We start from the raw sequence: 25,908 nt of genomic DNA, 5'->3' as shown, positions 1-25,908 counted from the left end.
GGTTCTTTCATGAAATTCACCACACGGTTGGTCCTGCTGGTCACGGTGCTGACGGTCGGCGCCACGCTCGTAACCGCCGCTTTGCTGACCTGGACCACACGACGCGCGATCATCACCGAAGCCGAAGCATCGGGTGAGAAGGTCGCCCGGTTGCTGGCGCGCAGCGCCAGTCTCGCCGCATCGATCCCGACCGAAGTCGAGGGGATCATCGCCGAGGAGATGACCGCCGAAGGCACACTGCTCGGCCATTTCGTCGAGGCCGCCGAACGCGCCGGCATGACGCCGACCGAGATCAATCGCCGGCTGAAGTCGATCACCGACGACACCGTTCTCGACGAGATCTGGATCACCGACGAGAAAGGCCACGCCTATCTGCACAGCCTGCCGGACGTGAATTTCACCTTCAGCAATTCGCCGCAGATGCAGCCGCAGGCCTACGCCTTCCACGATCTGCTCACCGGCCAGAAGAAGGTGGTCAATCAGGACGCCCGCAAGCGCGACATCGACAATCAGCATTTCAAATATGTCGGCGTCGGCGGCATCGACAAACCGCGCATCATCCAGGTCGGGCGCAGCGCCAAATTCCTGCAGCAGCTGACGATGAAGATCGGCCTGCCGCGCACGGTCGAGAATCTGCTGGCCGACGGCGACATCGATGCGGTGTGGGTGTTCGATCGCAAGCTCGACGCGCTGGTCGGCCCCGGCGTGTACGGCGCCGATCGCCGCGACGGTCCCAACGAGAAAGAACTCGGCCCGGTACGTCTGGTGATCGCCGACGGCCAGACCCGGCACGTCGAGAGTCGCCAGAATCTCAGCGTGATCGCGCCGGTACGCAACGAGCAGAAAGAGATCGTCGGTGCCGCGCTGGTTCGCCTGCCGATGAACCGCGTCTGGGCGACGGTGCAGAGCCAGGCCGAGATCGCGGCCGTCACCGCGTCGGCGATCGCCGCGCTCGGCATCCTGCTGTCGATCGGCGTCGCCCGGTATCAGGCGGCCCCGCTGCGCCAGATCACCCGCGCCGCCGCCGCGCTGGAGTCGCAGAAGTTCGATCCGAATTCGCTGACGCCCGTCGCGACCCGCCATGACGAGCTCGGCCAACTGGCCCGGGTGTTCACCGGCATGGCCGGACAAGTCGCCGCGCGCGAGGAATATCTCGACTCGATGGTGAAGCAGCGCACCGAGGAGCTGGAGACCCGTAACCGCAGTCTTGAAGGGCTGTCGGCCGCGCTGTCGAAGTATCTGTCGCCGCAAGTCTACTCGTCGATTTTCAGCGGCCATCAGGACGCCGAGATCGCCTCCAAGCGCAAGAAGCTGACGATCTTCCTGTCCGACATCGCCAACTTCACGGCGACTACCGACAAGCTGGAGTCGGAAGACCTCACCGCGATGCTCAACCGCTATCTGGCCGAGATGGCGCAGATCGCGCTCAAGCATGGCGCGACGATCGACAAATATGTCGGCGATGCCGTGCTCGCATTCTTCGGCGATCCGGAGAGCCGCGGCGTCAAGGAGGACGCGGTCGCCTGCGTGATGATGGCGATCGAGATGCAGGAAAAGCTGAAGCAGCTGGAGATGGAGTGGATCGACGCCGGCGCCGAGCGCCCGTTCCGGGTCCGCATCGGCATCAACACCGGCTTCTGCACCGTCGGCAATTTCGGCAGCCCGGACCGGATGGACTACACCATCGTCGGCGGCGCCGTGAACCTCACCTCGCGCCTGGAGCAGAACTGCGAGCCCGGCTCGATCCTGATCTCGCACGTCACCTGGTCGCTGGTGAACGATGTGATCGACGCCGAGGAGCGTCCTGCCCTAACGGTGAAAGGCTTCAGCGAGCCGGTGCGCGCCTATGAGGTCCGCGGCTTGAAGACGTCGGGATCGACCGACGTGATCCGCAAGGAGCTGCCCGGGATGCGGCTATTCATCGACACCGTCACGGCGGATCGCACCGAGGTCAAGCAGACGCTGGTGCAGGTGGTCGAGGATCTCGACAAAAGCTGAAGCAGCCAAGCGCCGCGAGACGGCGCTACTTGTCCGGCTCCACGGTGACTTCTTTCAGCGCGCCGTCCGCCACCACCACGACCACGAACACCAGCTTGTCATCGCCGCGGTGCAGCCCGGCGCTGATCGCGCGCCCGCCACTGAGCTGCTCGGCGATCACCACCGCCTCGGACAGCTTCATCTTGATCCGCCGGAAATCGCCGAGGTCGCGCAGGGTCTCGGCGTCGAGATCGGAGGCAGGTTTCGCCTCAGATGAGCGAACGATCCGCCGAGTGGCGACATCGATCATGGTGCTCCACACCTGATCTCCCCGATACGACTTGACCTCGAACCACGGCGCCGAGCCTTCGTCGGTGAGGTTGAGATCGAACACCCGCACGCCGGGCAGCTTCTTCTCCACCATCCGGATCAGATCGGCGCCACTGCCGCGCGCGATCGTCACCGAACCGGTCGGCTCGTCGGTCGACGTCGCCGGCGGCGGCTGCACCGTTGGCTCGTGGCCACGATCGGACACCGCGGCCGAAGCCGGACAAAACAACAGCACCGCGGCCGTCAGGGCCGTCGTGAACCGGATTGCAGACATCTTCGCCTCACTCGTCCACCGCACGCGAAAGCGGTGGACGCCGCGCTCACAGCGCGTCGTTATTGGACACCGGCGACGTGGCGCGCCGGGGTGGTGGCCGCGACGGGCGCCGGTGCGGCTTCATCCGCCGGCGGTGCGCTCGACCAGACATGGCCGCTGCGCGCGCGGTCGTAGCCGTATTGATACAGCGAGCGCATGTAGGCGGTGTCGAAGCCGGGGGGCGACGGCGGCCGGTCGCTCTCGATATAGGACAGATGGAAACCGTATTTGTTGCGGCGGGCGAACGCGTAAGTGCTGTAGAGGATCGACCGGGTCTGCGCCTTGATCATCGACGACGAGGCCCGCGCGGCGATGTCCAGCGCACGATCGCGCACCAGCTGGAACTCCGGTTCAATGGTATTATTCATCAGGATGTAGAGCTGCAGGTTGAGCGACTTGTCCCACGAGGCACTACGCATCAGATACGCCTCCGGCAAGGTCAGCACCGGCGACATCACGCCGCCATCCACATGCATCTCCTGGAACCGGACGCCATCGGCTTCGGCATTAACCAGCATCGGCGGGAACACCGCCGGAATGCTCGCCGAGGCCGCAACGACATCCCTGAACAGATTGAGACTCTCCGGCGTCCGCAGCGCCGCGATCCGGCCCATGTCCCAGATCACCGAGCGCTGCGAATCCAGATTGGTGGTGACGACGAACAGCCTCCGCCCCTTGGCGTACTGCTCGGCCACCTCGTCCATGAAACTGGCATCGATGTACCGGGCGACCAGTTCGCGCAGGCGCTTGTTGCCGAACAGGCCGGAGCCGAAGATCGCGTTGAACGGGTTCGGATCCTCCAGCAGGCTTTCGGCCACGCCGCTGGTGTAGAGCTCCCGCAGCGTGTCGTCGTAGCGCGGGCCGATATAGGCGAATGGCGCAATCAGCGCCCCGGTGCTGACGCCGGACACGATCGAGAACGACGGCCGGCTCCCTGCGGCCGTCCATCCCGCCAGCACGCCCGCACCATAGGCGCCGTCAGCGCCGCCGCCGGACAGCGCGAGGTAGGTCTGTGGTCCGGAAATCCGGCGACCATCCACAAAGGCGGACGGCGGATCGTCGGCGTAGCGCCGCAGATCGTCGCGATCGAGGATCCGCGCCTTGGCGGCTTCGGCGGCCGTGTAGGGCTGGCGCGGCAGGCTTGCACAGGCGGCGAGCAAGCAGCTCGACGCCAGCGCGACAACGACGACAAACGAGCGAGGCACGCGGGACATCAGGACACCAGCAGGAACGAGGGACGCGCGACTACGGGGTCGCCGGCGGATCGTCGCGCCAGCGGCTCCAGGGTTCGGACGTGTCGAAGCGTGGCGCCTGCCCCGGAACGCGTTCGAGATAGTCCTGATGGATCGCCTGGATGGTCTTGCGGTCGTCGAACTTCACCCGCCAACTGCTCGGCGAGCCCTGCCCGACGATGACGCCTTCACGGGTGCCGTAGCGCGGATGCCGCTCGCGGCCGAGCGGACTCATCCGAACGCGGTCGCCGCGGCACAGCGGAAGATCGGGCGGTGTTTGACTCGAACTAGCCATCCTAAGCCTCTTGTGTCGGCGCCTTGATGCGGAACCACGCAATGTACAGCGCAGGCAGGAACAACAGGGTGAGCACCGTGCCGACGATGATGCCGCCCATCATCGCGTAGGCCATCGGTCCCCAGAACACTTCACGCGCGATCGGGATCAGCGCCAGGCTCGCCGCCGCCGCGGTGAGCATGATCGGCCGCATCCGGTGCTCGGTCGCTTCCGTCACCGCATCCCAAGGTGGACGTCCCTCGCTGCGCAACTGCTCGATTTGCACGATCAGGATCACCGAGTTTCGGATCAGGATGCCGATCAGCGCCAGCACGCCGAGGATGGCGACGAAGCCGAGCGGCGCACGGCTCGGCAGCAGCGCCGCGACCACGCCGATCAGCGCCAGCGGCGCCACCGCGAACACCAGGAACAGCCGCTGGAAGCTCTGCAGCTGGATCATCAGCACGGTGGCCATCACGAACAGCATGATCGGCACCACCGCGACGATCGGCGCTTGCGACTTGCCACTCTCTTCCACCGCGCCGCCGACGGTCACCGAATAGCCGACCGGCAGCTTGGCGGTGAACTCGCCGACCGAGTGCTTCAGCTGCTCGACCACCGTCGCCGGCTGCACCTCGTCGATCACGCTGGCCTTGACCGTGACGGTCGGCAGCCGCGCGCGGCGCCAGATCGTCGGCTGCTCCAGCTCGTAGCGGAACGTCGCGACCGCGGCGAGCGGCACTGTCTGGCCGCTGCCGCCGGACAGTTGCAGGTTGCGCAGCGTCTCGATCGAGCCGCGCTCGGCGTCATTGGCGCGGCCGAGCACGTTGACGAGATAGATGTCGTCACGCACCTGGGTGATGGTCGCGCCGTCGAGGATGCCGTTGAGCGTCGAGGCAATGTCTTCCGACGTGACGCCGAGCTGACGCGCCTTGTCCTGCAGCACGTCCACCTTGATCACCCGTGCCGGCTCCATCCAGTCGAACACCACTTCGCCGAGATGCGGATTGGCGGCGACGATGCCGGCGAGCTGCTGCGCGAAGCCGCGCACCTTGGCGATGTCCGGGCCGCTGACGCGATACTGCACCGGCCGTCCCACCGGCGGACCGATGTCGAGCAGTTTCACCAGCGCGTCGGTGCCCGGGAAGGTCTTGCGCAAGTAAGCCTGCAGCTCCGGCCGCAGCCTGTCGCGGTCGGCGAGGCTCTTGGTCACGATCACCATCTGGCCGAAGGTGGCGTTCGACGGCTCGACATCGAACGACAGCACGAAGCGCGGAGCGCCCTGCCCCACATAGGTCGACCAGTGGTCGATGCCCGGCCGTCCGGTCAGCGCTTCGCGCTCGAACTTGGCCATCTGCGCGTTGGTCTCGGCGATCGAGCTGTTCTGGGGCAGGTTCCAGTCGACGATCAGTTCCTTGCGGTCCGAATTCGGGAAGAACTGCTGCTGCACGAAACCCATGCCGACCAGCGACAGCGCGAAAGCGGCCAGCGTCAGTCCGATCGTCAGCCAGCGGTGCCGCATGCAGAAGCCGAGCATCCGGCTGAACATCGTCGCGAACCGGCCCTTGGTCTCGTGGTGGTTCTTCATCTTGTCGGGCAGGATGGTAACGCCGAGCAGCGGCGTGAACAGCACCGCGACGATCCACGATGTCAGCAGCGACACCGCGATCACCACGAACAGCGTGAAAGTGAATTCGCCCGCCGCGCTGTTGTTCAGCCCGATCGGAATGAAGCCCGCCACCGTCACCAGCGTGCCGGTCAGCATCGGGAACGCAGTCGAGGTGTAAACATGGGTCGCGGCCTTGGCGAGCGAGTCGCCGACCTCGAGCCGCGCCACCATCATCTCGACCGCGATCATGGCGTCGTCGACCAACAGGCCGAGCGCGATGATCAGCGCGCCGAGAGAAATCCGCTGCAGCGAGATCCCCGAATAGGACATCACCATGAAGGTGATCGCCAGCACCAGCGGGATCGAGATCGCCACCACCAGGCCGGCGCGCATGCCGAGGCTGATGAAGCTGATCACCAGCACGATCGCCACCGCCTCGAACAGCGCCCGGGTGAAACCCGACACCGCCTCGTCGACGATCTGCGGCTGGTCCGACACCAGATGCACTTCGGCGCCGACCGGCAGATCGGCGGAGATCCGCTTCATCTCCTCTTTCAGAGCCTCACCGAACTGCAGCAGGTTGGCGCCGGCTTTCATGCCGATCGTCAGCGCTATCGCCGGCTCGCCGTTGAAGCGGAACAGCGAGGTCGGCGGATCGACGTAGCCGCGCCGGATTGTGGCGACATCGGTCAGCGGGAAGAAGCGGTCGTTGACCCGGAGATTGATCGCCTTGAGGCTTTCTTCCGAGGTGAACTGACCGCTGACGCGGACGCTGATCCGCTCCGGCCCGGCCTGCAGCACGCCCGACGGCGTGATCGCATTCTGCGCCTGCAGCGAGCTGACGATGGTACGCTGGTCGAGGCCGAGCGCCGCGACTTTGCGCGGCGAAAATTCGAGGAAGATCACTTCGTCCTGGGCGCCGACGATGTCGACACGGCCGACATTCGGCACCTGCAGCACCTTGGCGCGGACTTCTTCGACCTTGTCGCGGAGCTGGCGCTGGGTCAGGCCGTCGCTGGTGAACGCGTAGATGTTGCCGAACACGTCACCGAAGCGATCGTTGAAGGCGGGGCCGACCACGCCCTGCGGGAAGTCGCCCTTGATGTCGTTGATCATGTTGCGCACGCGCACCCAGGTGGGCTGCACATCGCGCGCCTTCGTGGTGTCTCGCAGATTGACGAACACCGTGGTCTCGCCGGGCGTGGTGATGCTCTTGGTGTAGTCGAGCGACTCCAACTCCTCGAGCTTCTTCTCGATCCGATCGGTGACCTGCCGGGTGGTCTCCTCGGCCGAGGCGCCGGGCCACTTCGCCTGGATCACCATGGTCTTGATGGTGAACGCCGGGTCTTCCTCGCGGCCGAGGTCGAGATACGAAAACAGACCGGCCGCCATGAAGGCGATCATGAAGTACCAGACGAGCGAACGGTGCTGCAGCGCCCAGTCGGAGAGATTGAACGACTTCACGGCGTGACTTCCCGTTCGAACCGGACCATTTGGCCTTCCTGCAGATGATGGACGCCGGCGGTGACGATCCGCATGCCGGCCTCGAGCCCATCGGTGACCTGAGCCGTGCCATTGTCGCTCGGCGCGACCTGCACGCTGCGCTTAGTGACCGATCCCTTGGCGGTGTCGATCACCCACACGCTGGCCTGATCGCCCTGGCGCAGGATCGCGGTCGCCGGCAGCCGGAAGCCGCGGCTCGGCTTGCCCGGGATCAGCGTGGTGATGGTGGTGCCGAGCCGGAACGTCTCGGGCGGATTTTCCAGCGTGATGCGGACCCGGCGCGCGCGGGTGACCTGATCGGCCTGCGGTGCGATCTCGCGCACCTTGCCTTCGACGCGGACGCGCGGATCGAGCTGCAGCGCCACGGTCAGCGGCGTGCCGATCTTCAGCACGCCGACCAGATCGTCGGCGACGTCGATCACCGCCTCACGAATATCGGGCCGCGCAACGGTCGCAACCATCTGGCCGGGATTGACCACCTGACCGACCTGCGCCCCAACCGCGGTGACGACGCCGGCATATTGCGCCTCGATCTTGGTATAGCTCAATTGCTCGCGCGCCTTGGTCAGCGCCGACTGGGCGCGGACCACCGCAGCCTGCGCGGCGGCGTCGCCTTGCTCGGCGCTGTCGAGCGTCGCCTTGGTGGTGGCGCCGGTCTCGATCAGCGCGCGTTGCCGGTTGGCGGTGCCGCTGGCATTGACGAGCTGCGCCTGCGCGGTCGCCAGATCGGCCTGCGCCGAGCGCACCGCAAGTTCAGCCGCGAACGGATCGACCGCCGCCAGCGTCTGGCCCTTCTCGACGACGTCGCCGATATTGACCGGGCGAGCGATCAGCCGGCCGAGCATGCGAAACCCGTAGTCGGTCTTGAATTGCGGCTCGACCGTGCCGACGACGGCAAGATTAGTCGCCTGCAGCGGCGCAATCACCGTCGACATCACCGGCCGCACCGGGGGCTTGGTTTCCGATTTGTCGTTGCAGCCGGTCAGCAGCAGCGCAGCCGCGATCACCGCAACGAAACGTGGCGCGCTCATGCGGCGCCTCCCGCATCGGCAACGACCTGCCCGGGACGCAGCATCTTTCCGCCGTCGACCACGACGCGATCGCCGATCGACAGGCCGCGACTGACCACGATCGCGTCGGTCTCGTAGCGCTCGATCGCAACGCTCTTGAGGGACACCGTATGGGTCTTCGGATCGACCACCCACACCGCGGCGCCGCTCTGATCGGCGGTGAGCGCGCTCCATGGCAGCACGATCTTGTCCAGCGTCTGGCTGAAGCCCTCGCCGACCACGACGCTGCCGAGCGTCATCTCGGGCGGCGGGTTTTCGATCGACAGTTTGACGCGGACCGAACCGGTCTTCGGATCGACCGTCGGCGAGATTTCGCGCGGCTTGGCCAAGGCGGTGATCGCCGGGTTCGACACCAGCGACAGCTTGATGGTGTCGCTGCCGACCGGGATCAGGAAGATCGCCTCATAGACATCGAACACCGCGTCGCGGGCGCCGTCTTCGGCCAGCGTGTAGGCCGACTGTGCCGACTGCGCGACCTGACCGACTTCGACGTTGCGTGCAGTGATGATGCCGGCCGCACTGGCGCGCAGCTCGGTGTAGCCGAGCGCATCCTTAGCGATGCCGAGTTGCGCCTTGGCGGTGTCGACCGAACCTTCGGCCGCGCGCAACCCCTCCTGCGCTTGGTCATAGGCGACACGCGTGGTGAAGCCGGACCCCATCAGCGTCTTCTGGCGCTCGTAAGTCGCGGTGGCGAGGCGGAGTTGGGCTTCGGCAGCGGTCAGCGCCGCCTGGGCGCCGACCAGATCGGCGCGCTGTTCGGTCGGATCGAGCCGCGCCAGCAGATCGCCGGCATTGACGTGGGCGCCGACGTCGACTAGGCGCTCGACCACCCGGCCGCTGACCCGGAACGACAATTCGGTGGAAACCCGGGCCTGAACGTCGCCGGTCACCCGAATGACCGTGCTGCGGGGCTGGGTGTGGACCACCTCGGTCTTCACCAGCGTCACCGGGCGTTCCCGCCGGGCCTCCTCGCCGCATCCCGCCAGAGAGGCGGCAACCATCAGCAGCACCACGGGTCTGAGCCAAAGCATCAGGAATTCGCCCATTCGATCAAGCGCATTGCAGTGCAATATTATTGACTGACTCGAAAGTCAATAGTAAAACTACGTGATCGGAGTTCGCCCCATGCCGCCTGCCGTCACCAAACGCGCCCGCCGCAAAGCCGAGCGCCCATCGGAAATCCTCGACGCCGCGTTCGAGGAATTCGTCGTGCATGGCTATGCAGCCACCCGTCTCGAGGACGTCGCCGCACGCGCAGGCGTGACCAAGGGCACGATCTATTTTTACTTCGACACCAAGGAGCGGGTGTTCGAAGAGATGGTCCGGCACAAATCGCAATCGTTTCTGCCGGGCCTGAAGGACTACGCGCTCACCCTCCCCGGCTCCGCCACCGAGCGGCTGCGCGGCTTGATCGCCTTCACCTATGGCCACATTGCGGAGAACCGCGAGTCACGCGAAATTCTGCGCTTCCTGATCGCCGAAGGCGGCCGCTTTCCCGATCTGGTCGACCGTCACTACGAGGAATTCGTCGCGCCGATCATCGATCAGTTCAGGGAAGTCATCGACCAGGGCGTCGCCGCCGGCGAATTCCGCAATGCACCCGCCACAGGCTTCACCGAGATCGTGATGAGTCCCGCGGTGCTGCTGAGCCTGTGGTCGCTATTATTCGGCACCCGCAAGGAAGTCGATTTCGTCGCCTTCACCGAAGCCAGCGTCGACCTACTGCTGCGCGGCCTGGCGAAAGATTGACGCATCACGCGCAACACGCGTGTGATGATCAATCCAAGCCATGCTTCATCGAAGGCTTTTCTGAGGCGGCAGGCGCACTATCTACAGCCTTCACATCGTCAGGGCTGTCTCCATGAAGAAGATCGGTTTTCTCTCGTTCGGCCATTGGTCGCCGCAGTCACGCACGCGTTCGGCTGCCGATGCACTGCTGGAGACCATCGATCTGGCGCAGGCCGCCGAGCAGCTCGGCGCCGATGGCGCCTACGTCCGCGTGCATCATTTCGCCCGGCAACTCGCCTCGCCCTTCCCGCTGCTCGCCGCGATCGGCGCCAGAACCAAGCGCATCGAGATCGGCACCGCCGTGATCGACATGCGCTACGAGAATCCGCTGTACATGGCCGAGGATGCCGGCGCCGCCGACCTAATCTCCGGCGGCCGGCTGCAGCTCGGCATCAGCCGCGGCTCGCCCGAGCAGGTGATCGATGGCTGGCGCTATTTCGGCTATCAGCCGGCCGAGGGCGAGAGCGATGCCGACATGGGCCGCCGCCACGCCGAAGTGCTGCTCGACCTCTTGCGCGGCCAGGGCTTCGCGCAGCCCAACCCGCGGCCGATGTTTCCCAATCCGCCCGGTCTATTGCGGCTCGAGCCGTATTCGGAAGGCCTGCGCGACCGGATCTGGTGGGGCGCCGGCTCCAATGCCACCGCAGTGTGGGCCGCCAAGCTCGGCATGAATCTGCAGAGCTCGACGCTGAAGAACGATGAGACCGGCGAGCCGTTTCACGTTCAGCAGGCGGCGCAGATCCGCGCCTATCGCGAAGCGTGGAAACAGGCCGGGCACAGCCGCACGCCGCGCGTCTCGATCAGCCGCAGCATCTTCCCGCTGGTCGACGATCGCGACCGCGCCTATTTCGGCCGCGAAGGCCAGCAGCAGGATCAGATCGGCTATCTCGACGAACAGACCCGCGCGATCTTCGGCCGCTCCTATGCGGCTGAGCCCGACGCGCTGATCGAACAGCTCAAGGCCGACGCGGCGATCTCCGAAGCCGACACGCTGTTGCTGACGATCCCCAATCAGCTCGGCGTCGATTACAACGCCCATGTGATCGAGGCCGTGCTCACCCACATTGCACCGGCGCTCGGCTGGCGCTGATTCGCGGCTTGTCACGCAACGCTGATGTGCGTGCATAACACCGGGCGGAACCGCCGCAGGTGCTCGACGCGGCGCGCCCAGGTTGTTAAGCCCCCTGCTCGCGAAAGGAGACCTCGGGCCGAGCCATGACCGTTGCGATCGAAATGGGGCAAACCAATTCAGGCGCAACCGCGGCTCTCGATCTCGAGGAACTGCTGGCGACGCGCCTGTTGGTGCAAGGCAATTCCGGCTCGGGCAAGTCGCATCTGCTGCGTCGCCTCCTTGAGCAGAGCGCACCCTGGGTGCAGCAGGCGATCATCGATCCCGAAGGCGACTTCGTCACGCTCGCGGAGCGATTCGGCCATCTCGTGATCGACGCCGAAGACCACACCGAGCGCGGCCTGCAGGTTGCCGGCGAGCGCGCCCGCATCCATCGCGTCTCGGCGGTGCTCAATCTTGAAGGGCTCGATGCCGAGAACCAGATGCGCCGCGCGGCGGCGTATCTCGACGGCATGTTCAACACCGCGCGCGACCATTGGTACCCAATGTTGGTGGTGGTCGACGAAGCGCAGCTGTTCGCGCCCGCCGTCGCCGGCGAAGTCTCCGACGAAGCGCGCAAACTGTCGCTCGGCGCGATGACCAATCTGATGTGCCGCGGCCGCAAGCGCGGCCTCGCCGGTGTGATCGCCACCCAGCGCCTCGCCAAGCTCGCCAAGAACGTCGCGGCCGAAGCCTCGAACTTCCTGATGGGCCGCACCTTCCTCGACATCGACATGGCGCGTGCCGCCGATCTGCTCGGCATGGAGCGGCGGCAGGCCGAAGCGTTTCGCGATCTCGAACGCGGCCAGTTCATGGCGCTCGGCCCGGCGCTGTCGCGCCGGCCGCTCGGCTTGCGGATCGGGCCGACCGAAACCCATCCGCGCAACTCGACGCCGCGCCTGATGCCGCTGCCGGAAGCCGGCCTGGAAGACGCGCGCGCCGTGATCCTCGCCGCACCGCCGCCGGAGGCCACGGCAACGCGGCCCCAGCGCCGCGCCCCCGCGCCGGATCTGCTCAGCCAGTTGATGGCGGCGAAGTCGGTCGCGATCGACACCACGCCCGAGCCGGAAGCGCCGCCGCTCAGCGACGAACAGATCGCCGAGCGCCGCGAACGGCTCGACCGTATCCTGCGCGCGATCCTGGCCGAGCCGGATGCCGGCTTCCGCGCGATCGGCGTGCTGTATCAGGAGTTCGTGGTGCGCTGCCGGATCGAAGGCCTCGCCACCGCGATCCCGGACATGACCGAGTTTCGCCGGATGCTGACGCACGCGCGCGCCGGCCTCACCACCGAGATGGCGGCCGATGATGCGTGGCAGGACGTGACGCTGCGCGCCTCCACGTTGCCCGATGATATGCAGGGCGTGTTCATGATCATCGCCCGCGCCGCCAAGGAAGGCTGGCCCTGCCCCGGCGACGCCGCGATCGCGCGGGCCTATGGCACCCACTCGCTGCGCCGCGCCCGGCGCCTGCTGACCTACATCGAAGAACAGGGCCTGATCGTCTGCCAGTTCGACGGCGCCGGCCGCCGCACCGTGACGCTGGTCGAACTCGCCTGGGCCACCGCCCCCGGCGATCCCAACGCGCCCGACGATCTGCCGCTCGAAGACGATTGCCGCGCCGCCTCGGCGTGAGCCCCGTCGCCTCACCAGGCTAGAAAACGGTTCAAGTCGGCGCGCCGATTTGCGATACGAGAGGCAATCGCAGTTTCGTCGATGCCAGGAGGATCGCCATGAAGACACGGGCCGCCGTCGCGTTCGAGGCCAAGAAGCCGCTCGAAATCGTCGAGCTGGATCTCGAAGGGCCGAAGGCCGGCGAGGTGCTGGTCGAGATCAAGGCCACCGGCATCTGCCACACCGACGCCTACACGCTCGACGGCTTCGATAGCGAAGGCATCTTTCCCTCGATCCTCGGCCATGAAGGCGCGGGCATCGTCCGCGAAGTCGGCGCCGGCGTCACCTCCGTGAAGCCAGGCGATCACGTCATTCCGCTGTACACGCCGGAATGCCGGCAGTGCAAAAGCTGCCTGAGCCAGAAGACCAACCTCTGCACCGCGATCCGCGCCACGCAGGGCAAGGGCCTGATGCCGGACGGCACCTCGCGGTTCAGCTACAAGGGCCAGACCATCTATCACTACATGGGCTGCTCGACGTTCTCGAACTTCACCGTGCTGCCGGAGATCGCAGTCGCGAAGATCCGTGAGGACGCACCGTTCGACAAGAGCTGCTACATCGGCTGCGGCGTCACCACCGGCGTCGGCGCAGTGGTCAACACCGCCAAGGTCACGCCCGGCTCCAACGTCGTGGTGTTCGGGCTCGGCGGCATCGGCCTCAACGTGATTCAGGGCGCCAAGATGGTCGGTGCCGATAAGATCGTCGGCGTCGACATCAACGACGACAAGGAAGAATGGGGCCGCCGCTTCGGCATGACCCATTTCGTCAACCCGAAGAAGGTCGACGGCGACATCGTCCAGCATCTCGTCGGGCTCACCGACGGCGGCGCCGACTACACGTTCGACTGCACCGGCAACACCAATGTGATGCGCCAGGCGCTCGAAGCCTGCCATCGCGGCTGGGGCTTGTCGGTGGTGATCGGCGTCGCTGAAGCCGGCAAGGAAATCTCGACCCGCCCGTTCCAGCTCGTCACCGGCCGCGTCTGGAAGGGCAGCGCGTTCGGCGGCGCCCGCGGCCGCACCGACGTGCCGAAGATCGTCGACTGGTACATGAACGGCAAGATCGAGATCGACCCGATGATCACCCATGTGCTGAAGCTCGAGGAGATCAACAAGGGTTTTGATCTGATGCACGAAGGTAAGTCGATCCGTTCGGTGGTGGTGTTCTAGAGCGGTTCATCACCTGATCGAAGCGACCCCGGATATCTAGCGAAAGGGCGAACAGCTTCCACGTCATTGCGAGCCAACGGGTCCGGCCTCTGGCCGGCCCGATGACAGGCTCCGCGAAGCAATCCAGTGGCTCGATGCACTGAGCTGGATTGCTTCGTCGCTTCGCTCCTCGCAATGACGGAGCCATTGTCCTGCCGCCAGCCCGAATTCACGACGTCTGGCTCTCTTGGGACGAAAGCGGCCAAAGTCCTGTTCGTCCCTCACCGCCCTGCCTCGCCGGAAAACATCAACTCCAGCTGCGCCTCGAACAGCCCCGCGATGTCGACCGGATGGTCACGATCGATCAGCTGGTTGTTGAGAATGCCCATCCACACCGGCGCGATCAGCAGATGCGGGTGGCGGATCAACCGATCGTCGGGCAGCTCCCCGCGCCGGCGCGCCACCGGCGCCAATCGTTTGATCTGGTCGAGCACCGGATCGAACATCTCGCGGCGATAGATCTCGACCAGCGCCGGAAACCGCACGCCCTCGACGATCACCAGCCGGGCCATCGCCGCCCGTCCCTTGCGCTCGATCTCGCCGAGCGCGATCAGCAGCGTCCGGCGCAGGAACGCCTGCACACTCTCGTCGCGCCCGCGCCTCTCCTCCAGGATATCGCCGAGCGCGCCGACCAGCTCCTGCTGCACCACGCCGGCGAACAGTGCTTCCTTGGTGGCGAAGTAACGATACGGCGTGCCTTTGGCCACGCCCGCACGCTGCGCCACGCCCGCGATGGTGGCGTCCGCAAATCCCTTGTCGAGAAACTCCGCGAGTGCGGCCCGCACGATGCTCGCTTTGGTTTGCGCGGTCTTGTCCGGGCTCGGCCCGCGCGCGACCCGTTTAGAACGAACCGCCGCATTGCTGGTCAGCGTTTTTGCAGGCGTTTGATTGGGCTTAGGCATGGTCGCGTCCTGAGCGATGAAGCACGGCACAATTCTGGCGGGTCGTCATCTTGACATAAAATGACCCCATGGTCATTTATGTAAAGGCCGCGCCAGATACCAGCCCTTTCAACCGAGAAGGCGCCGCGCGCCCCTCCTTTCGGAATCTAGGATTTCCGCCGATGTCGCTGCCCGACGAGCAGCAATGGCTGTTTGCGTTCAAGACGTTCGCCGCTGCGATGCTGGCGATGGCGATCGGGCTGTGGCTCGATCTGCCGCGGCCATATTGGGCGGTGGCGACGGTCTACATCACCTCGCATCCGCTCTCCGGCACGACGCGGTCGAAGGCGGTGTTTCGCGTCCTCGGCACCCTGATCGGCGCCTGCGTCGCCGTGGCGATCGTGCCCAATCTCGCCGGTGCGCCGCCGCTGCTCGTGCTCGCGATCGCGCTATGGTCGGCGCTGTGCATCTACGTGTCGGTGCTCGACCGCTCGCCGCGCAGCTACGTGGCGATGCTGGCGGGCTACACCACCGCGCTGATCGGCTTTCCCACCGTCGATACGCCGAACCAGATCTTCGACATCGCGCTGGCGCGGACCGAGGAAATCGTGCTCGGCATCACCTGCGCGGCCGTGGTCTCCAGCGTGGTGTTTCCGCGCTCGGTCGGCCCGCTCGCGGCGCAGCGCGTCAAAGCTTGGTTCAAGCACGCCCATGCCAGCGTTCGCGACGCCGTCAGCCTGAACAAAAGCCCGGCGGCCGAAACCCATCGACTGCAGGTCGCCGCCGACTCCGCCGACATCGAAAACCTCGTCACCTTCCTCAGCTACGACACTAATCTCGACCAGAGCGCGACGCGTTGGATTAAGCAATTGCAGCCGCGGATGCTGCTGCTGTTGCCGGTGATGTCATCGGTCGCCGATCGCCTCGACGAACTGCAGCCGCTGGGCGGCCCTTCGGCCCCGGTCGCGACGCTGGTGGAGCGCACCCGCATCTGGATGGAAGGCGACGAGCCCGGTGACCCCGCGGTCCGTGATGCCCTGTTGGCGGACGTTCAGGCCGAGATCGATCGGCACCCGCATCGCGGCACCTGGCGCGACCTCCTCGAGCTCGGACTGCTGATGCGGCTTCGGGATCTGCTCAACATCCAATCCGACTGTATTGCGCTGGCTGCGGCGACCACCGGCAACGCCACGACGCTCGATGCGCCCCTGCACTATCCGATCGAACAGCATGTCGCGGTGGTGAAGCACCAGGACCACGGCATGGCGCTGCTCGCCGCGTTCGTCACGCTGTTCACTGTGATCACCTGCTGCACCTTCTGGATCGTGTGCGCCTGGCCGGCCGGCGGCACCGCCGCGATGATGGCGACGGTCGGCACCAGCCTGTTCGCCGCGCGCGACGATCCGTATCCGTCGATTGTCGGTCTGACCAAATGGACCATCGTGGCCGCTTTTGCTGCGGCGGCCTATCTGCTGCTGATCCTGCCGGCGGTGCACAATTTCGAAAGCCTGGCGCTGGTGCTGGCGCCCGCGTTCATTCTGTACGGCGTGCTGATGGGCGCGCCCGCGACCTATCCGATCGGCCTCGGCCTCGCCGTCAACACCGGCAGTCTGATCGCGCTGCAGGAAATGTACACCTTCGATACCGCGAGCTTCCTGAACTCGACCGTCGCCGTGGTCACCGGCACCGGCCTCGCCGCGCTGGTCACCGCCGTGCTGCGGCCTGTCGGCGCCGAATGGAGCGCGCTGCGCCTGATCAACGCCAACCGCGCCACGCTGGCGCAGGCTGCCGATATCAGCAGCGAGAACCAGCGCGCCAGCGTCGCGGGCCTGATGATCGACCGGATGATGCTGCTGGCGCCCCGCGCCGCCGCCGCCGGCCACACCATGCCGGAAGCGCTGCGCGAGCTGCGCGCCGGCTTCAACATTCTCGACCTGCACCGGGCACGACTTGAGCTGTCGCGCGGCGCCCGTCGCCGGCTCGAGCTGCTGCTGATCCGGCTGGAGCGGCACTACGCATCGGCGTCAGCAACGCCGCCGGCCGGACTGCTCAGAACCCTCGACCGCGCCCTCGCCGCGGTACGCGACGAGCCGAGCGGCACGGCGCGGCGCGCGGTGCTCGGCCTGGTCGGCCTGCGCCGCTGCCTGTTTCCGACCGCGAAGCCGCCGCGCCTCGCCCTTCAGGAGGCCGCCTGATGACTGCTGAACTCAACATCCTCGGCGTGTTCGTGCCGACCATCCTGATCTGCGCCGCCGCGGCCTTCATTCTCACCAGCCTGGTGTCGCGCCTGCTGGTGTGGCTCAACTTCTATCACCTCGTCTGGCATCACACCTTGTTCAATCTCACCATCTTCGTCGTCATCGTGTTCGTCGCTCTCGGTCTGGTTTCGGGGTGGCCGCAATGAAAGGGCCAGCCATGGGAAAAACTCCGCTTCTGCTCGTCCGCCTCAGCGTCACCACGCTCGGCGTCCTGGTCGCCGCACTGATCGGCTGGCGGCTGTGGGTGCACTACGAGATCGAGCCGTGGACCCGCGACGGCCGCGTCCGCGCCGACGTCGTCGCGGTGGCGCCCGACGTCTCCGGCCTCGTCTCGGAGGTGCTGGTCGTCGACAACCAGGTGGTGAAGAAAGGCGACATCCTGTTCCGGATCGATCGCGAGCGCTTCACTCTGGCGCTGCGCCAGGCCGAAGCCGCGGTCGAAGGCCGCGTCGCCGCGCTCGACGCCGCCAATAAGGATCTGGCGCGCTATCGCAATCTCAGCAGCGACGCCGTCACCGAACAGAAACGCGAGCAGATCACCGCGACCCAGGCCGAGGCCGAAGCGGCGCTGCACCAGGCGATCGCGGACCGCGACCTCGCCAAGCTCAACCTCGACCGCTCCGAGGTCCGCGCTCAGGTCGGCGGACTGATCACCAATTTCGATCTGCGCCCCGGCGCCTATGTCAACGCCGGCAGCGGCGTCGCAGCGCTGATCGACCAGGCGACCCTGCACGTCGATGGTTATTTCGAGGAGACCAAGCTGTCGTCGATCAAGGTCGGCGACCGTGCCGAGGTGCGGCTGATGGGCGAGCGCAATCCGCTCTACGGCCACGTCCAGAGCATCGCCGGCGGCATCGAGGATCGCGACCGCAGTGCCGGCGCCAAGCTGCTGCCGAACGTCAACCCGACCTTCAACTGGGTGCGGCTGGCGCAGCGCATCCCGGTACGCATCGCGCTCGACCAGGTGCCGCCCGACGTCCGCCTCGTCGTCGGCCGCACCGCCACGGTGGTGATTGAGCGCCGCGGCGGCTGACAGCGCTGCACGACCTATCTTCCGTCATTCCGGATTGCGCGGTACGCGCAAGTCCGGAATCCAGTGTCCCTGGACTCGCGGTGACGCACTGAGGCGGCGAAGCTCTGCCAAGAAACAAAAGCCGGTGGTTATGGATTCCGGGCTCGCGCTACGCGCGCCCCGGAATGACGACGGAGGGATTGTATTTGTGGTGGAGATTCCGGGCTCGCTCACTGCGTGAGCGCCCCGGAATGACGAAAGAGAGGCTGCGCTACGCGCCCTCGGCCGTCCCACCCGCGAAATTGCGATACAGGAAGCGGTCGCTGCCGGACGCGGCCTCCGCTTCTGCAGTCTTGAAGATGCGCTCGTGCAGCGGCGATAGCGCGCAGGCTGGGTCGGTCGCGGCGGCATCGCCGGCGAGTGCGAAGGCCTGACAGCGACAGCCGCCGAAGTCGATCTCCTTGAAGGCGCAGCTGGCGCAGGGCTGCTGCATCCATCCGGTGCCGCGATAGCGATTGAACGCCTCGGCGTTCCGCCAGATCTCGGCGATCGACGCGCCGCCCCTTACCGAGGGGAAGTCGAGCCCGGTGATGGTTTCGGCGGCATGGCACGGCAGCACCTTGCCGCTCGGCGAGACGTTGAAGAACTGCCGGCCCCAGCCCCCCATGCACTTCTTCGGCCGCGCCGCGTAGTAGTCCGGAATCACATAGTCGATCGCCAGCACGCCTTTCAGCTGGTCGCGCGCGGCCTCGACCGTCGCGGTGCAATCCTCGATCTGCTGCAACGTCGGCATCAGCGCGGCGCGGTTCTTCAGCGCCCAGCCGTAATACTGCACATTGGCGACTTCGAGCCGATCGGCGTCGAGCTGCACCGCCATCTCGATGATGTCCGGCAGCAGGTGCAGGTTCTGCCGGTGCATCACCGCATTGACGGTCAGCGGCAGATCGAGCTCGCGGGTCCAGCGCGCGACCTCGAGCTTCTTGGCGTGGCCACCGGCAAAGCCGCCGACGCGGTCGGCCAGCGAAGCCTCGCTGCCCTGAAAGCTGATCTGCACATGCGCCAGCCCAGCATCGGCCAGCGCCGCCAGCCGCTCGCGGCTCAGCAGCACCGCGGAGGTGATCAGATTGGTGTAGAGCCCGACCTCGGTGGCGTGACGCACCAGCTCGACCAGATCCTTGCGCGCGGCCGGCTCGCCGCCGGAGAAATGCACCTGCAGCACGCCAATGCTCGCAAGTTCGCTGAGCACCCGCTTCCACTCGTCGGTCGACAGCTCCGCGCCGCCGCGCTCCAGCTCCAGCGGATTGGAGCAATACGGGCATTGCAGCGGGCAGCGATGGGTCAGCTCGAGCAGCACCGCGAGCGGAATCCCGAACGTCTCGGCGACGCTGCCCGGCTTCTCCAGCACGGCGACGCCATCGGAAGCGGCAACGCTGGTGGCAGCCTCGGTCACGGCGCCGTCTCCCGCGCCTCGGTGAGAAAGCCTTTGTCGGCGAGGTCCTGCAGCATCGCCACCACGTCGCGGCCGATCTCGGCGCGGCCCGCGGTGTACTTCGCCGCCAGCGCATCGATGATCGCCGCGACGTCACGGGCACCGTCGCAGAGCCGCAGGATTTCGACCGCGATCTCGTCCGGCGCCAGCACCCGCTCCGGCGCCAGGATCACCCAGCGCTGCCGCGTGTCGTCGAACTTCAGCCGGGCGTGGCGCGGCAGCACCGGGCGGCTCGTCTCGGAAACGCTGATGCGGCGCGGCGCCATCGGCTCAAGACCCTTGCGGCACGAACGCGCCGGGCGGGATGTGGCCATCGACATAAGCATGATGCAGCGCGTCGAGCTGCGCCCACAACACGTTGGTCTTGAAGATCAGCGCGTTGCACACCGCTTCGCGCTCCGCCGGAGTGGTGGCGTGCTGCTTGACGTAAATCAGCGCAAAGTTGGCGTCGCGCGGCGCCTGTTCCAGCCGGCGCCTGAAGTAGCTCATGATCTGTGGGTTGACGAAGTCGTAATGCGCCAGCATCCCGGAGATCCGCTCCTCGTGCAGATTGGGCGCAAATAACTCGGTCAGCGACGAGGCAATCGCCTCCAGCGGTGTGCGGTCGCGGACAAAATGCACATAGGCGTCCACCGCAAACCGCGTCGCCGGCAGAATGCCTTGGGTGGATTCGACATAAGCGCTGTCGAGGCCGAGCCCTTCGGTCAGCTTCAGCCAGCGCTCGATGCCGCCTTCGCTACCCAGATCGCCGTCGTGATCCTCGATCCGGTGCCGCCACTCGACGCGGGTGGCGCGGTCGCGAAATCGCGAGATCACCACCGCGTCCTTGATCGGGATCGAGCTCTGATAATAGTAGCGATTCAGCGCCCAGGCCTGCACCTGGCCTTTGTTGAGCTTGCCACCGTGCAGCAGGCGATGAAACGGATGCAGATTGTGATAGCGCGCCGCACCAATCTGGCGCAGCGCCGCTTCCAGCTCATCGGCATTCGCGAGCGGCGCGGCGCCGTTCAGCGAAAACGCGGTCATCGCATTCACAGCGTCACCTCCGTGCCGTCCGCCGGGATCTGCCAGCCGGCCGCTTCGATCTGCCCACGCTCGGCCGAGCGAGTCTGCAGCGCCGGGTTGGAATTGTTGATATGGACGAACAGCTTTTGCCCAATGCCAAGATCTGCCAGCGCAGCGATCGCGCCATCATGGCCCGCCATCGCGATGTGTCCCATCGCCTGTCCGGTCTTGGTGCCGAGGCCGGCCGCGATCAGTTCGTCGTCGCGCCACACCGTGCCGTCGAACAGAACCAGCGGCGCGCCGGCGAGCCGTGCCTTGAGGTCGTCGGTGACGCGCGCGCACGCGGTCAGCACATGCACCGTCCGGCCAGTTGCTGTCTCGGTGATGGTCAGCCCGAGCGTATCGCCCTCGCCGTCTGCACCGCCGGGATGGGTCTGGCCTTCGAGATACCACGCGCCCTTCCCAGGCACCGTAAAGGCGGTCACCTCGAGGCCGGACGGCGCGCCGTCCAGCAGCCGAAGGGCGAACGGCTGATCGACCGCGATCGGCTGCCGTGCAACCAGCTTTTCATTCAGCACGTTGAAGATGCTGTTGGCCTTGAGGATCGCCAGCACCTTGGCGTGTGCATAGATCGTGAACGGCGAGCCCTCGCGCATCGACAACAGGCCAGCGACGGCATCGACTTCGCCATTGGTCAGGATCACGCCGGCGATCGGGCTGTGGCGGAGCGCACCGGCACGCGGATGCAGCTGCGGCGTGGCAATGATCTGCTGGCGTACATCCGGGGCGGCGTTGATCAGGAACCAGTGGGCGCCGTCTGCACTGAGTGCCACGGACGCCTGGGTACGGCGAAGTTCGGGATCGGCAAAGGCCGCGCGGCAGACCTGACAGCCGCAATTCCACTGTGGCACTCCACCGCCGGCTGCGGCGCCGAGAACGATCACCCGCAGCATCGACCGCCTTCCACTCAAGTCTTCAACGACGACCTAGTCTTCAACGACGACTCACAAACGCTCACCGTCGCGACCGACAGAGACTGCCGGCCGCGCCGTGTGCCATCGTCACAACGAAGCTGCGATTCGATTACTTGCGCGCCGCGCAGGCGTACATGTTGATTTCCATGCCGACCGCGATCTCGACGATTTCCGGTTTCTTCCAGGCCATGAGGTCCTCCCGATTTGCTGGTCTGATGCCGCAATGGAGTGAGGATAGGTCTGCTTCCTAACCCGCGCAAGCAAACAGCGTTGCGCGGTGCAGCGATCACTCCACGGTGAGCGACACCCGACCAACACGGAGGACAATCGCCTCTGACCCTGATCGAGCCTCCGCTTCCCGCCGGCAAAGCGGACCACCGGCACTTCCGAATGTTGGCATGCCAGAACGTCCCGCGAACACTCCGCGAACGCACAAACTCCCCTGAGAACGCCTTGACCGCTTGGCATCTGGTATGCCAGAGCTGGGTCGACGGCGGCCCTCCACCCGCCTGAGGACTCCATGATCGCACGTGCCCGCCCCACTCCGAACGAGACGCCCGCCGAGCCCGAGCTCGGCATCATGCGGCTCGCGCCGGAGACCAGCTTCAAGACCAAGGCCTATGAGGCGCTGAAGCAGGCGATCCTGAAGATGGACATCTACACCACGCCCGAGCCGGTGATGCTCGATGAGCGCGCGCTGTCCGACAAGCTCGGCGTCAGCCGCACGCCGATCCGTGAAGCGATCGCGATGCTCGAACAGGAAGGCCTGGTGAAGGCGGTGCCGCGCCGCGGCATCATCGTGGTGCGCCGGACCAAAGCCGAGATTGTCGACATGATCCGCGCCTGGGCGGCGCTGGAGAGCATGGCGGCGCGGCTGATCACCATCGTGGCGCGCAAGCGCGACATTGCGGCGCTGCGCGACGTGTTCAAGGAGTTCGGTCCGGACCGGCTGCCGCAGGATCACATCGACGAATATTCCCGCGCCAACATCGTGTTCCACCAGACGCTGATCTCGCTGAGCGAGTCGCCGGTGCTGGTCGACATGACCAACGACATCCTGATCCACGTCCGCGGCTATCGCCAGCTCACCATCGGCCGCAAGGAGCGCATCGCCGCCTCCCTGCCCGAGCATCTGGCGATGATCGAGGCGCTCGAAACCCGCGATACCGAACTCGCCGAGAAGCTGGCGCGCGATCACACGCTGCGGCTGGCGGCTTACGTCGAGACTCACGGCCAGGAGCTGTTCGCCTGACGCACGCCTATCCACGTCGTTGCGAGCCGAAGGCGAAGCAATCCAGGACGCAAGCACGGGCCGCTGGATTGCTTCGTCGCTTCGCTCCTCGCAATGACGAACTGAGAGCTAACCTCGACAAGAAATTGAACACCACGGAGTAACCAGATGACCAAGGCGCTCGACGGCGTTCGCGTTCTCGACTTCACCCATGTCCAATCCGGCCCGACCTGCACGCAGCTGTTGGCGTGGTTCGGCGCCGACGTCATCAAGGTCGAGCGTCCCGGCAGCGGCGACATCACCCGCGGTCAGCTGCAGGACATCCCGAAAGTGGACAGCCTGTATTTCACCATGCTGAACCACAACAAGCGGTCGATCACGCTCGACACCAAGAACCCGAAGGGCAAGGAGGTGCTGACCGCGCTGATCCGCACCTGCGACGTGCTGGTGGAGAATTTCGGCCCGGGCGTGCTCGACCGCATGGGCTTCACCTGGGAGAAGATCCAGGAGATCAACCCGCGGATGATCGTCGCCTCGATCAAGGGCTTCGGTCCCGGTCCGTATGAAGACTGCAAGGTGTACGAGAACGTCGCGCAGTGCACCGGCGGCGCTGCCTCGACCACCGGCTTCCGCGAAGGCCTGCCGCTGGTCACGGGCGCGCAGATCGGCGACAGCGGCACCGGCCTGCATCTCGCGCTCGGCATCGTCACCGCGCTGTATCAGCGCCACCAGACCGGCCGCGGCCAGCGCGTCACCGCCGCGATGCAGGACGGCGTGCTGAACCTCTGCCGCGTCAAGCTGCGCGATCAGCAGCGCCTCGCCCACGGCCCGCTCAAGGAATACAGCCAGTTCGGCGAAGGCATCCCGTTCGGCGACGCGGTGCCGCGCGCCGGCAACGATTCCGGCGGCGGCCAGCCCGGCCGCATCCTGAAGTGCAAAGGATGGGAGCAGGATCCGAACGCCTACATCTACGTCATCACCCAGGCCCCGGTATGGGAGAAGATCTGCGACGTGATCGGCGAGACCGGCTGGAAGACCCATCCGGACTACGCCACGCCGCCCGCGCGGCTGTCGCGGCTGAACGAGATCTTCGCGCGGATCGAACAGTGGACCATGACCAAGACCAAGTTCGAGGCCATGGAGATCCTCAACGCCGACGACATCCCCTGCGGCCCGATCCTGTCGATGAAGGAACTCGCCGAGGATCAGTCGCTGCGCGCCACCGGCACCATCGTCGAAGTCGATCACCCGGCCCGCGGCAAGTATCTGTCGGTCGGCAACCCGATCAAGCTGTCGGACTCCCCCACCGAGGTGAAGCGCTCGCCGCTGCTCGGTGAGCACACCGACGAAATCCTGCGCGACGTCCTCGGCTACAGCGACGCGCACGTCGCCGAGATCCACGATTCCGGCGCGACCGCCCCGCCGCGCAAGCAAGCGGCGGAGTAATTGCTGCATCGCATTCGCCGCGCCCGGATACCATGGGCGCGGTCGGACTAACTCGTCCGCATGTCATAACAAGTCAGGTTGTTATTTCCCTCCTTGCGCCTGGTGATTAGCACGATCACAATGCGACGGTACGGCTCCCGACAGAGGCGCCGGCTCACGGAGGAAACATGACGGACACGGTGCACGGGGTGGCCGCCGCGCAGACGCGGCGCGTGAGTGAGAGCTATCGCTGGACGCAACTCGCCATCGGCGTCGGCGCGATGGTGATGATCGCCAACTACCAATACGGCTGGACGTTCTTCGTCCCCGACATTCAGAAAACCTTCGGCTGGGACCGCGCCTCGATCCAATGGGCATTCACCCTCTTCGTATTGTTCGAGACCTGGCTGGTGCCGATCGAGGGCTGGTTCGTGGACAAATACGGCCCGCGTCTGGTGGTGCTGATCGGCGGCATCTTGTGTGCGATCGGCTGGGCGATCAACGCGCAGGCGACGACGCTGTCGGGCTACTACCTCGGCATGATCGTCGCCGGCATCGGCGCCGGTGCGGTGTACGGCACCTGCGTCGGCAACGCGCTGAAATGGTTTCCGGACAAGCGGGGACTAGCGGCCGGATTGACGGCGGCGGGCTTCGGGGCCGGCTCGGCGCTCACCGTGGCGCCGATCCAGGCGATGATCCGCGACTCCGGCTTTCAGACCACCTTCATGTATTTCGGTCTCGGCCAGGGCATCGTGATCGTGTTCCTGTCGCTGCTGCTGCTGGCGCCGAAGCCGGGACAGGTGCCCTCGCCCACCCGCAACGCCAACGTGTTCCAGACGCGGCGCGACTACCGGCCGACCGAAGTGCTGCGCCAGCCGGTGTTCTGGCTGATGTACTTCATGTTCGTGATCGTCGGCGCCGGCGGGCTGATGGTCACCGCCAACCTGAAACCGATCGCCGCCGACTGGAAGATCGCCGACACGCCCGTCACGCTGATGGCGATGACCATGACGGCGGTGACCTTCGCGGCGACCTTCGATCGCATCCTCAACGGCCTGACGCGGCCGTTCTTCGGCTGGATCTCCGACAAGATCGGCCGCGAGAACACGATGTTCATCGCGTTCGGGCTCGAAGGCATCGGCATCTACGCGCTGTACGCGCTGGGTCAGGATCCGGTTTGGTTCGTGCTGCTGTCGGGCCTGGTGTTCTTCGCCTGGGGCGAGATCTACTCGCTGTTCCCTTCGACCTGCACCGACACCTTCGGGGCGAAGTTCGCCGCCACCAATGCGGGGCTGCTGTACACCGCCAAGGGCACCGCGGCGCTGCTGGTGCCGCTCGCCAACTCGCTGCAGCAATCGAGCGGCAGTTGGGACCTGGTGTTCCTGCTCGCGGCCGCCGCCAACATCCTGGCGTCGCTGCTCGCGTTGCTGGTGCTCAAACCTTGGCGGCGCAGCGTCGTCGCCAAGAGCGAAATGGTCTGATCGGCGCGGCGGCAACGCCCGCGCCGCAGACCGATCTGGTGTCACCGCGGCGTGGCCGATCGGCCACGCC

23 protein-coding genes are annotated in these 25,908 nt (G+C 66.1%); 11 read left to right on the top strand and 12 right to left on the bottom strand.

The features are described 5' to 3' along the window. The first annotated feature begins 9 nt into the window (after positions 1–9). Complete coding sequence (locus LRC39_RS09980) at positions 10–1,998, top strand: adenylate/guanylate cyclase domain-containing protein (protein ID WP_107355152.1); 1,989 nt, start codon at positions 10–12, stop codon at positions 1,996–1,998. A gap of 25 nt (positions 1,999–2,023) precedes the next feature. Here LRC39_RS09980 and LRC39_RS09975 read toward each other — a convergent pair whose 3' ends face one another. From LRC39_RS09975 to LRC39_RS09950, 6 genes are read right to left on the bottom strand one after another with little or no spacing between them, the layout of a single operon-like run. Then, entirely contained in the window at positions 2,024–2,581 is a 558-nt protein-coding gene (locus tag LRC39_RS09975; RefSeq protein ID WP_264055103.1) for a hypothetical protein, read from the bottom strand. Between the two features lie 59 nt (positions 2,582–2,640). After that, positions 2,641–3,834, bottom strand: a complete 1,194-nt coding sequence (locus tag LRC39_RS09970; protein ID WP_107355150.1) for a patatin-like phospholipase family protein — start codon at positions 3,832–3,834, stop codon at positions 2,641–2,643. Positions 3,835–3,865: 31 nt separating this feature from the next. After that, entirely contained in the window at positions 3,866–4,147 is a 282-nt protein-coding gene (locus tag LRC39_RS09965) for a hypothetical protein (RefSeq protein ID WP_107355149.1), read from the bottom strand. Between the two features lies 1 nt (position 4,148). Beyond that, positions 4,149–7,199: an efflux RND transporter permease subunit gene (locus tag LRC39_RS09960; protein WP_107355148.1), complete on the bottom strand. Its 3,051-nt coding sequence runs from the start codon at positions 7,197–7,199 to the stop codon at positions 4,149–4,151. Then, positions 7,196–8,269, bottom strand: a complete 1,074-nt coding sequence (locus LRC39_RS09955; protein WP_346297136.1) for an efflux RND transporter periplasmic adaptor subunit — start codon at positions 8,267–8,269, stop codon at positions 7,196–7,198. The genes LRC39_RS09960 and LRC39_RS09955 overlap by 4 nt, the downstream gene beginning before the upstream one ends. Next, positions 8,266–9,354 carry an efflux RND transporter periplasmic adaptor subunit gene (locus tag LRC39_RS09950; protein ID WP_263991352.1) on the bottom strand — a complete coding sequence of 363 codons (1,089 nt, stop codon included), beginning with the start codon at positions 9,352–9,354 and terminating at the stop codon, positions 8,266–8,268. Before LRC39_RS09950 ends, LRC39_RS09955 begins: the two co-directional genes overlap by 4 nt. Before the next feature lie 79 nt (positions 9,355–9,433). Between LRC39_RS09950 and LRC39_RS09945 the strand changes: the two genes are divergently transcribed. The 4 genes from LRC39_RS09945 to LRC39_RS09930 all read left to right on the top strand — a co-directional run bounded on the left by LRC39_RS09945 (position 9,434) and on the right by LRC39_RS09930 (position 14,043). Continuing rightward, positions 9,434–10,057, top strand: coding sequence for a TetR/AcrR family transcriptional regulator (locus LRC39_RS09945; RefSeq protein WP_107355145.1), 624 nt, complete (start codon positions 9,434–9,436; stop codon positions 10,055–10,057). A gap of 112 nt (positions 10,058–10,169) precedes the next feature. Next, positions 10,170–11,186, top strand: coding sequence for an LLM class flavin-dependent oxidoreductase (locus LRC39_RS09940; protein ID WP_346297135.1), 1,017 nt, complete (start codon positions 10,170–10,172; stop codon positions 11,184–11,186). 125 nt (positions 11,187–11,311) lie between these two features. Beyond that, positions 11,312–12,835 (top strand): ATP-binding protein, encoded by a 1,524-nt coding sequence (locus LRC39_RS09935; protein WP_346297134.1) that lies wholly within the window; start codon positions 11,312–11,314, stop codon positions 12,833–12,835. Positions 12,836–12,933: 98 nt separating this feature from the next. After that, positions 12,934–14,043, top strand: a complete 1,110-nt coding sequence (locus LRC39_RS09930; RefSeq protein ID WP_346297133.1) for an S-(hydroxymethyl)glutathione dehydrogenase/class III alcohol dehydrogenase — start codon at positions 12,934–12,936, stop codon at positions 14,041–14,043. Positions 14,044–14,303: 260 nt separating this feature from the next. On the opposite strand, the gene LRC39_RS09925 is transcribed toward LRC39_RS09930, so the two are convergent. Continuing rightward, complete coding sequence (locus LRC39_RS09925) at positions 14,304–14,984, bottom strand: TetR/AcrR family transcriptional regulator (protein WP_346297132.1); 681 nt, start codon at positions 14,982–14,984, stop codon at positions 14,304–14,306. Positions 14,985–15,145: 161 nt separating this feature from the next. Between LRC39_RS09925 and LRC39_RS09920 the strand changes: the two genes are divergently transcribed. From LRC39_RS09920 to LRC39_RS09910, 3 genes are read left to right on the top strand one after another with little or no spacing between them, the layout of a single operon-like run. Continuing rightward, the gene (locus LRC39_RS09920; RefSeq protein ID WP_346297131.1) at positions 15,146–17,158 is read left to right on the top strand and encodes an FUSC family protein; all 2,013 of its coding nucleotides are present in this window, start codon (positions 15,146–15,148) and stop codon (positions 17,156–17,158) included. Then, entirely contained in the window at positions 17,158–17,367 is a 210-nt protein-coding gene (locus LRC39_RS09915) for a DUF1656 domain-containing protein (protein ID WP_011157507.1), read from the top strand. The genes LRC39_RS09920 and LRC39_RS09915 overlap by 1 nt, the downstream gene beginning before the upstream one ends. An 11-nt stretch (positions 17,368–17,378) precedes the next feature. Next, complete coding sequence (locus LRC39_RS09910) at positions 17,379–18,254, top strand: HlyD family secretion protein (RefSeq protein WP_346297130.1); 876 nt, start codon at positions 17,379–17,381, stop codon at positions 18,252–18,254. 250 nt (positions 18,255–18,504) lie between these two features. Here the strand turns inward: LRC39_RS09910 and pqqE are convergent, their stop codons facing one another. The 5 genes from pqqE to pqqA form a co-directional block, all read right to left on the bottom strand. Next, positions 18,505–19,683 carry a pyrroloquinoline quinone biosynthesis protein PqqE gene (gene pqqE, locus LRC39_RS09905; RefSeq protein WP_346297129.1) on the bottom strand — a complete coding sequence of 393 codons (1,179 nt, stop codon included), beginning with the start codon at positions 19,681–19,683 and terminating at the stop codon, positions 18,505–18,507. Beyond that, a complete protein-coding gene (gene pqqD, locus LRC39_RS09900; RefSeq protein WP_346297128.1) occupies positions 19,680–19,988 on the bottom strand; it encodes a pyrroloquinoline quinone biosynthesis peptide chaperone PqqD in 309 nt (102 codons plus the stop codon). Before pqqD ends, pqqE begins: the two co-directional genes overlap by 4 nt. Positions 19,989–19,992: 4 nt before the next feature. Beyond that, complete coding sequence (gene pqqC, locus LRC39_RS09895; protein WP_346297127.1) at positions 19,993–20,757, bottom strand: pyrroloquinoline-quinone synthase PqqC; 765 nt, start codon at positions 20,755–20,757, stop codon at positions 19,993–19,995. Continuing rightward, the gene (gene pqqB / locus LRC39_RS09890) at positions 20,754–21,680 is read right to left on the bottom strand and encodes a pyrroloquinoline quinone biosynthesis protein PqqB (protein ID WP_346297126.1); all 927 of its coding nucleotides are present in this window, start codon (positions 21,678–21,680) and stop codon (positions 20,754–20,756) included. The genes pqqC and pqqB overlap by 4 nt, the downstream gene beginning before the upstream one ends. A gap of 130 nt (positions 21,681–21,810) precedes the next feature. Beyond that, complete coding sequence (gene pqqA, locus LRC39_RS09885; RefSeq protein ID WP_013503240.1) at positions 21,811–21,891, bottom strand: pyrroloquinoline quinone precursor peptide PqqA; 81 nt, start codon at positions 21,889–21,891, stop codon at positions 21,811–21,813. Positions 21,892–22,221: 330 nt separating this feature from the next. On the opposite strand from pqqA, the gene LRC39_RS09880 reads away from it, so the two are divergent. The 3 genes from LRC39_RS09880 (at position 22,222) to oxlT (ending at position 25,838) form a co-directional block, all read left to right on the top strand. Further along, positions 22,222–22,953 carry a GntR family transcriptional regulator gene (locus tag LRC39_RS09880; protein WP_164634647.1) on the top strand — a complete coding sequence of 244 codons (732 nt, stop codon included), beginning with the start codon at positions 22,222–22,224 and terminating at the stop codon, positions 22,951–22,953. A gap of 147 nt (positions 22,954–23,100) precedes the next feature. Continuing rightward, a complete protein-coding gene (frc, locus tag LRC39_RS09875) occupies positions 23,101–24,378 on the top strand; it encodes a formyl-CoA transferase (protein WP_346297125.1) in 1,278 nt (425 codons plus the stop codon). A gap of 167 nt (positions 24,379–24,545) precedes the next feature. Beyond that, complete coding sequence (oxlT, locus tag LRC39_RS09870; protein WP_107355133.1) at positions 24,546–25,838, top strand: oxalate/formate MFS antiporter; 1,293 nt, start codon at positions 24,546–24,548, stop codon at positions 25,836–25,838. The last annotated feature ends 70 nt before the right edge of the window (positions 25,839–25,908 follow it).

The organism is Rhodopseudomonas sp. P1, from assembly GCF_039642825.1.
GTDB classification, from domain to species: domain Bacteria; phylum Pseudomonadota; class Alphaproteobacteria; order Rhizobiales; family Xanthobacteraceae; genus Rhodopseudomonas; species Rhodopseudomonas palustris_H.
This window is presented reverse-complemented; position numbering and strand designations above follow the sequence as displayed.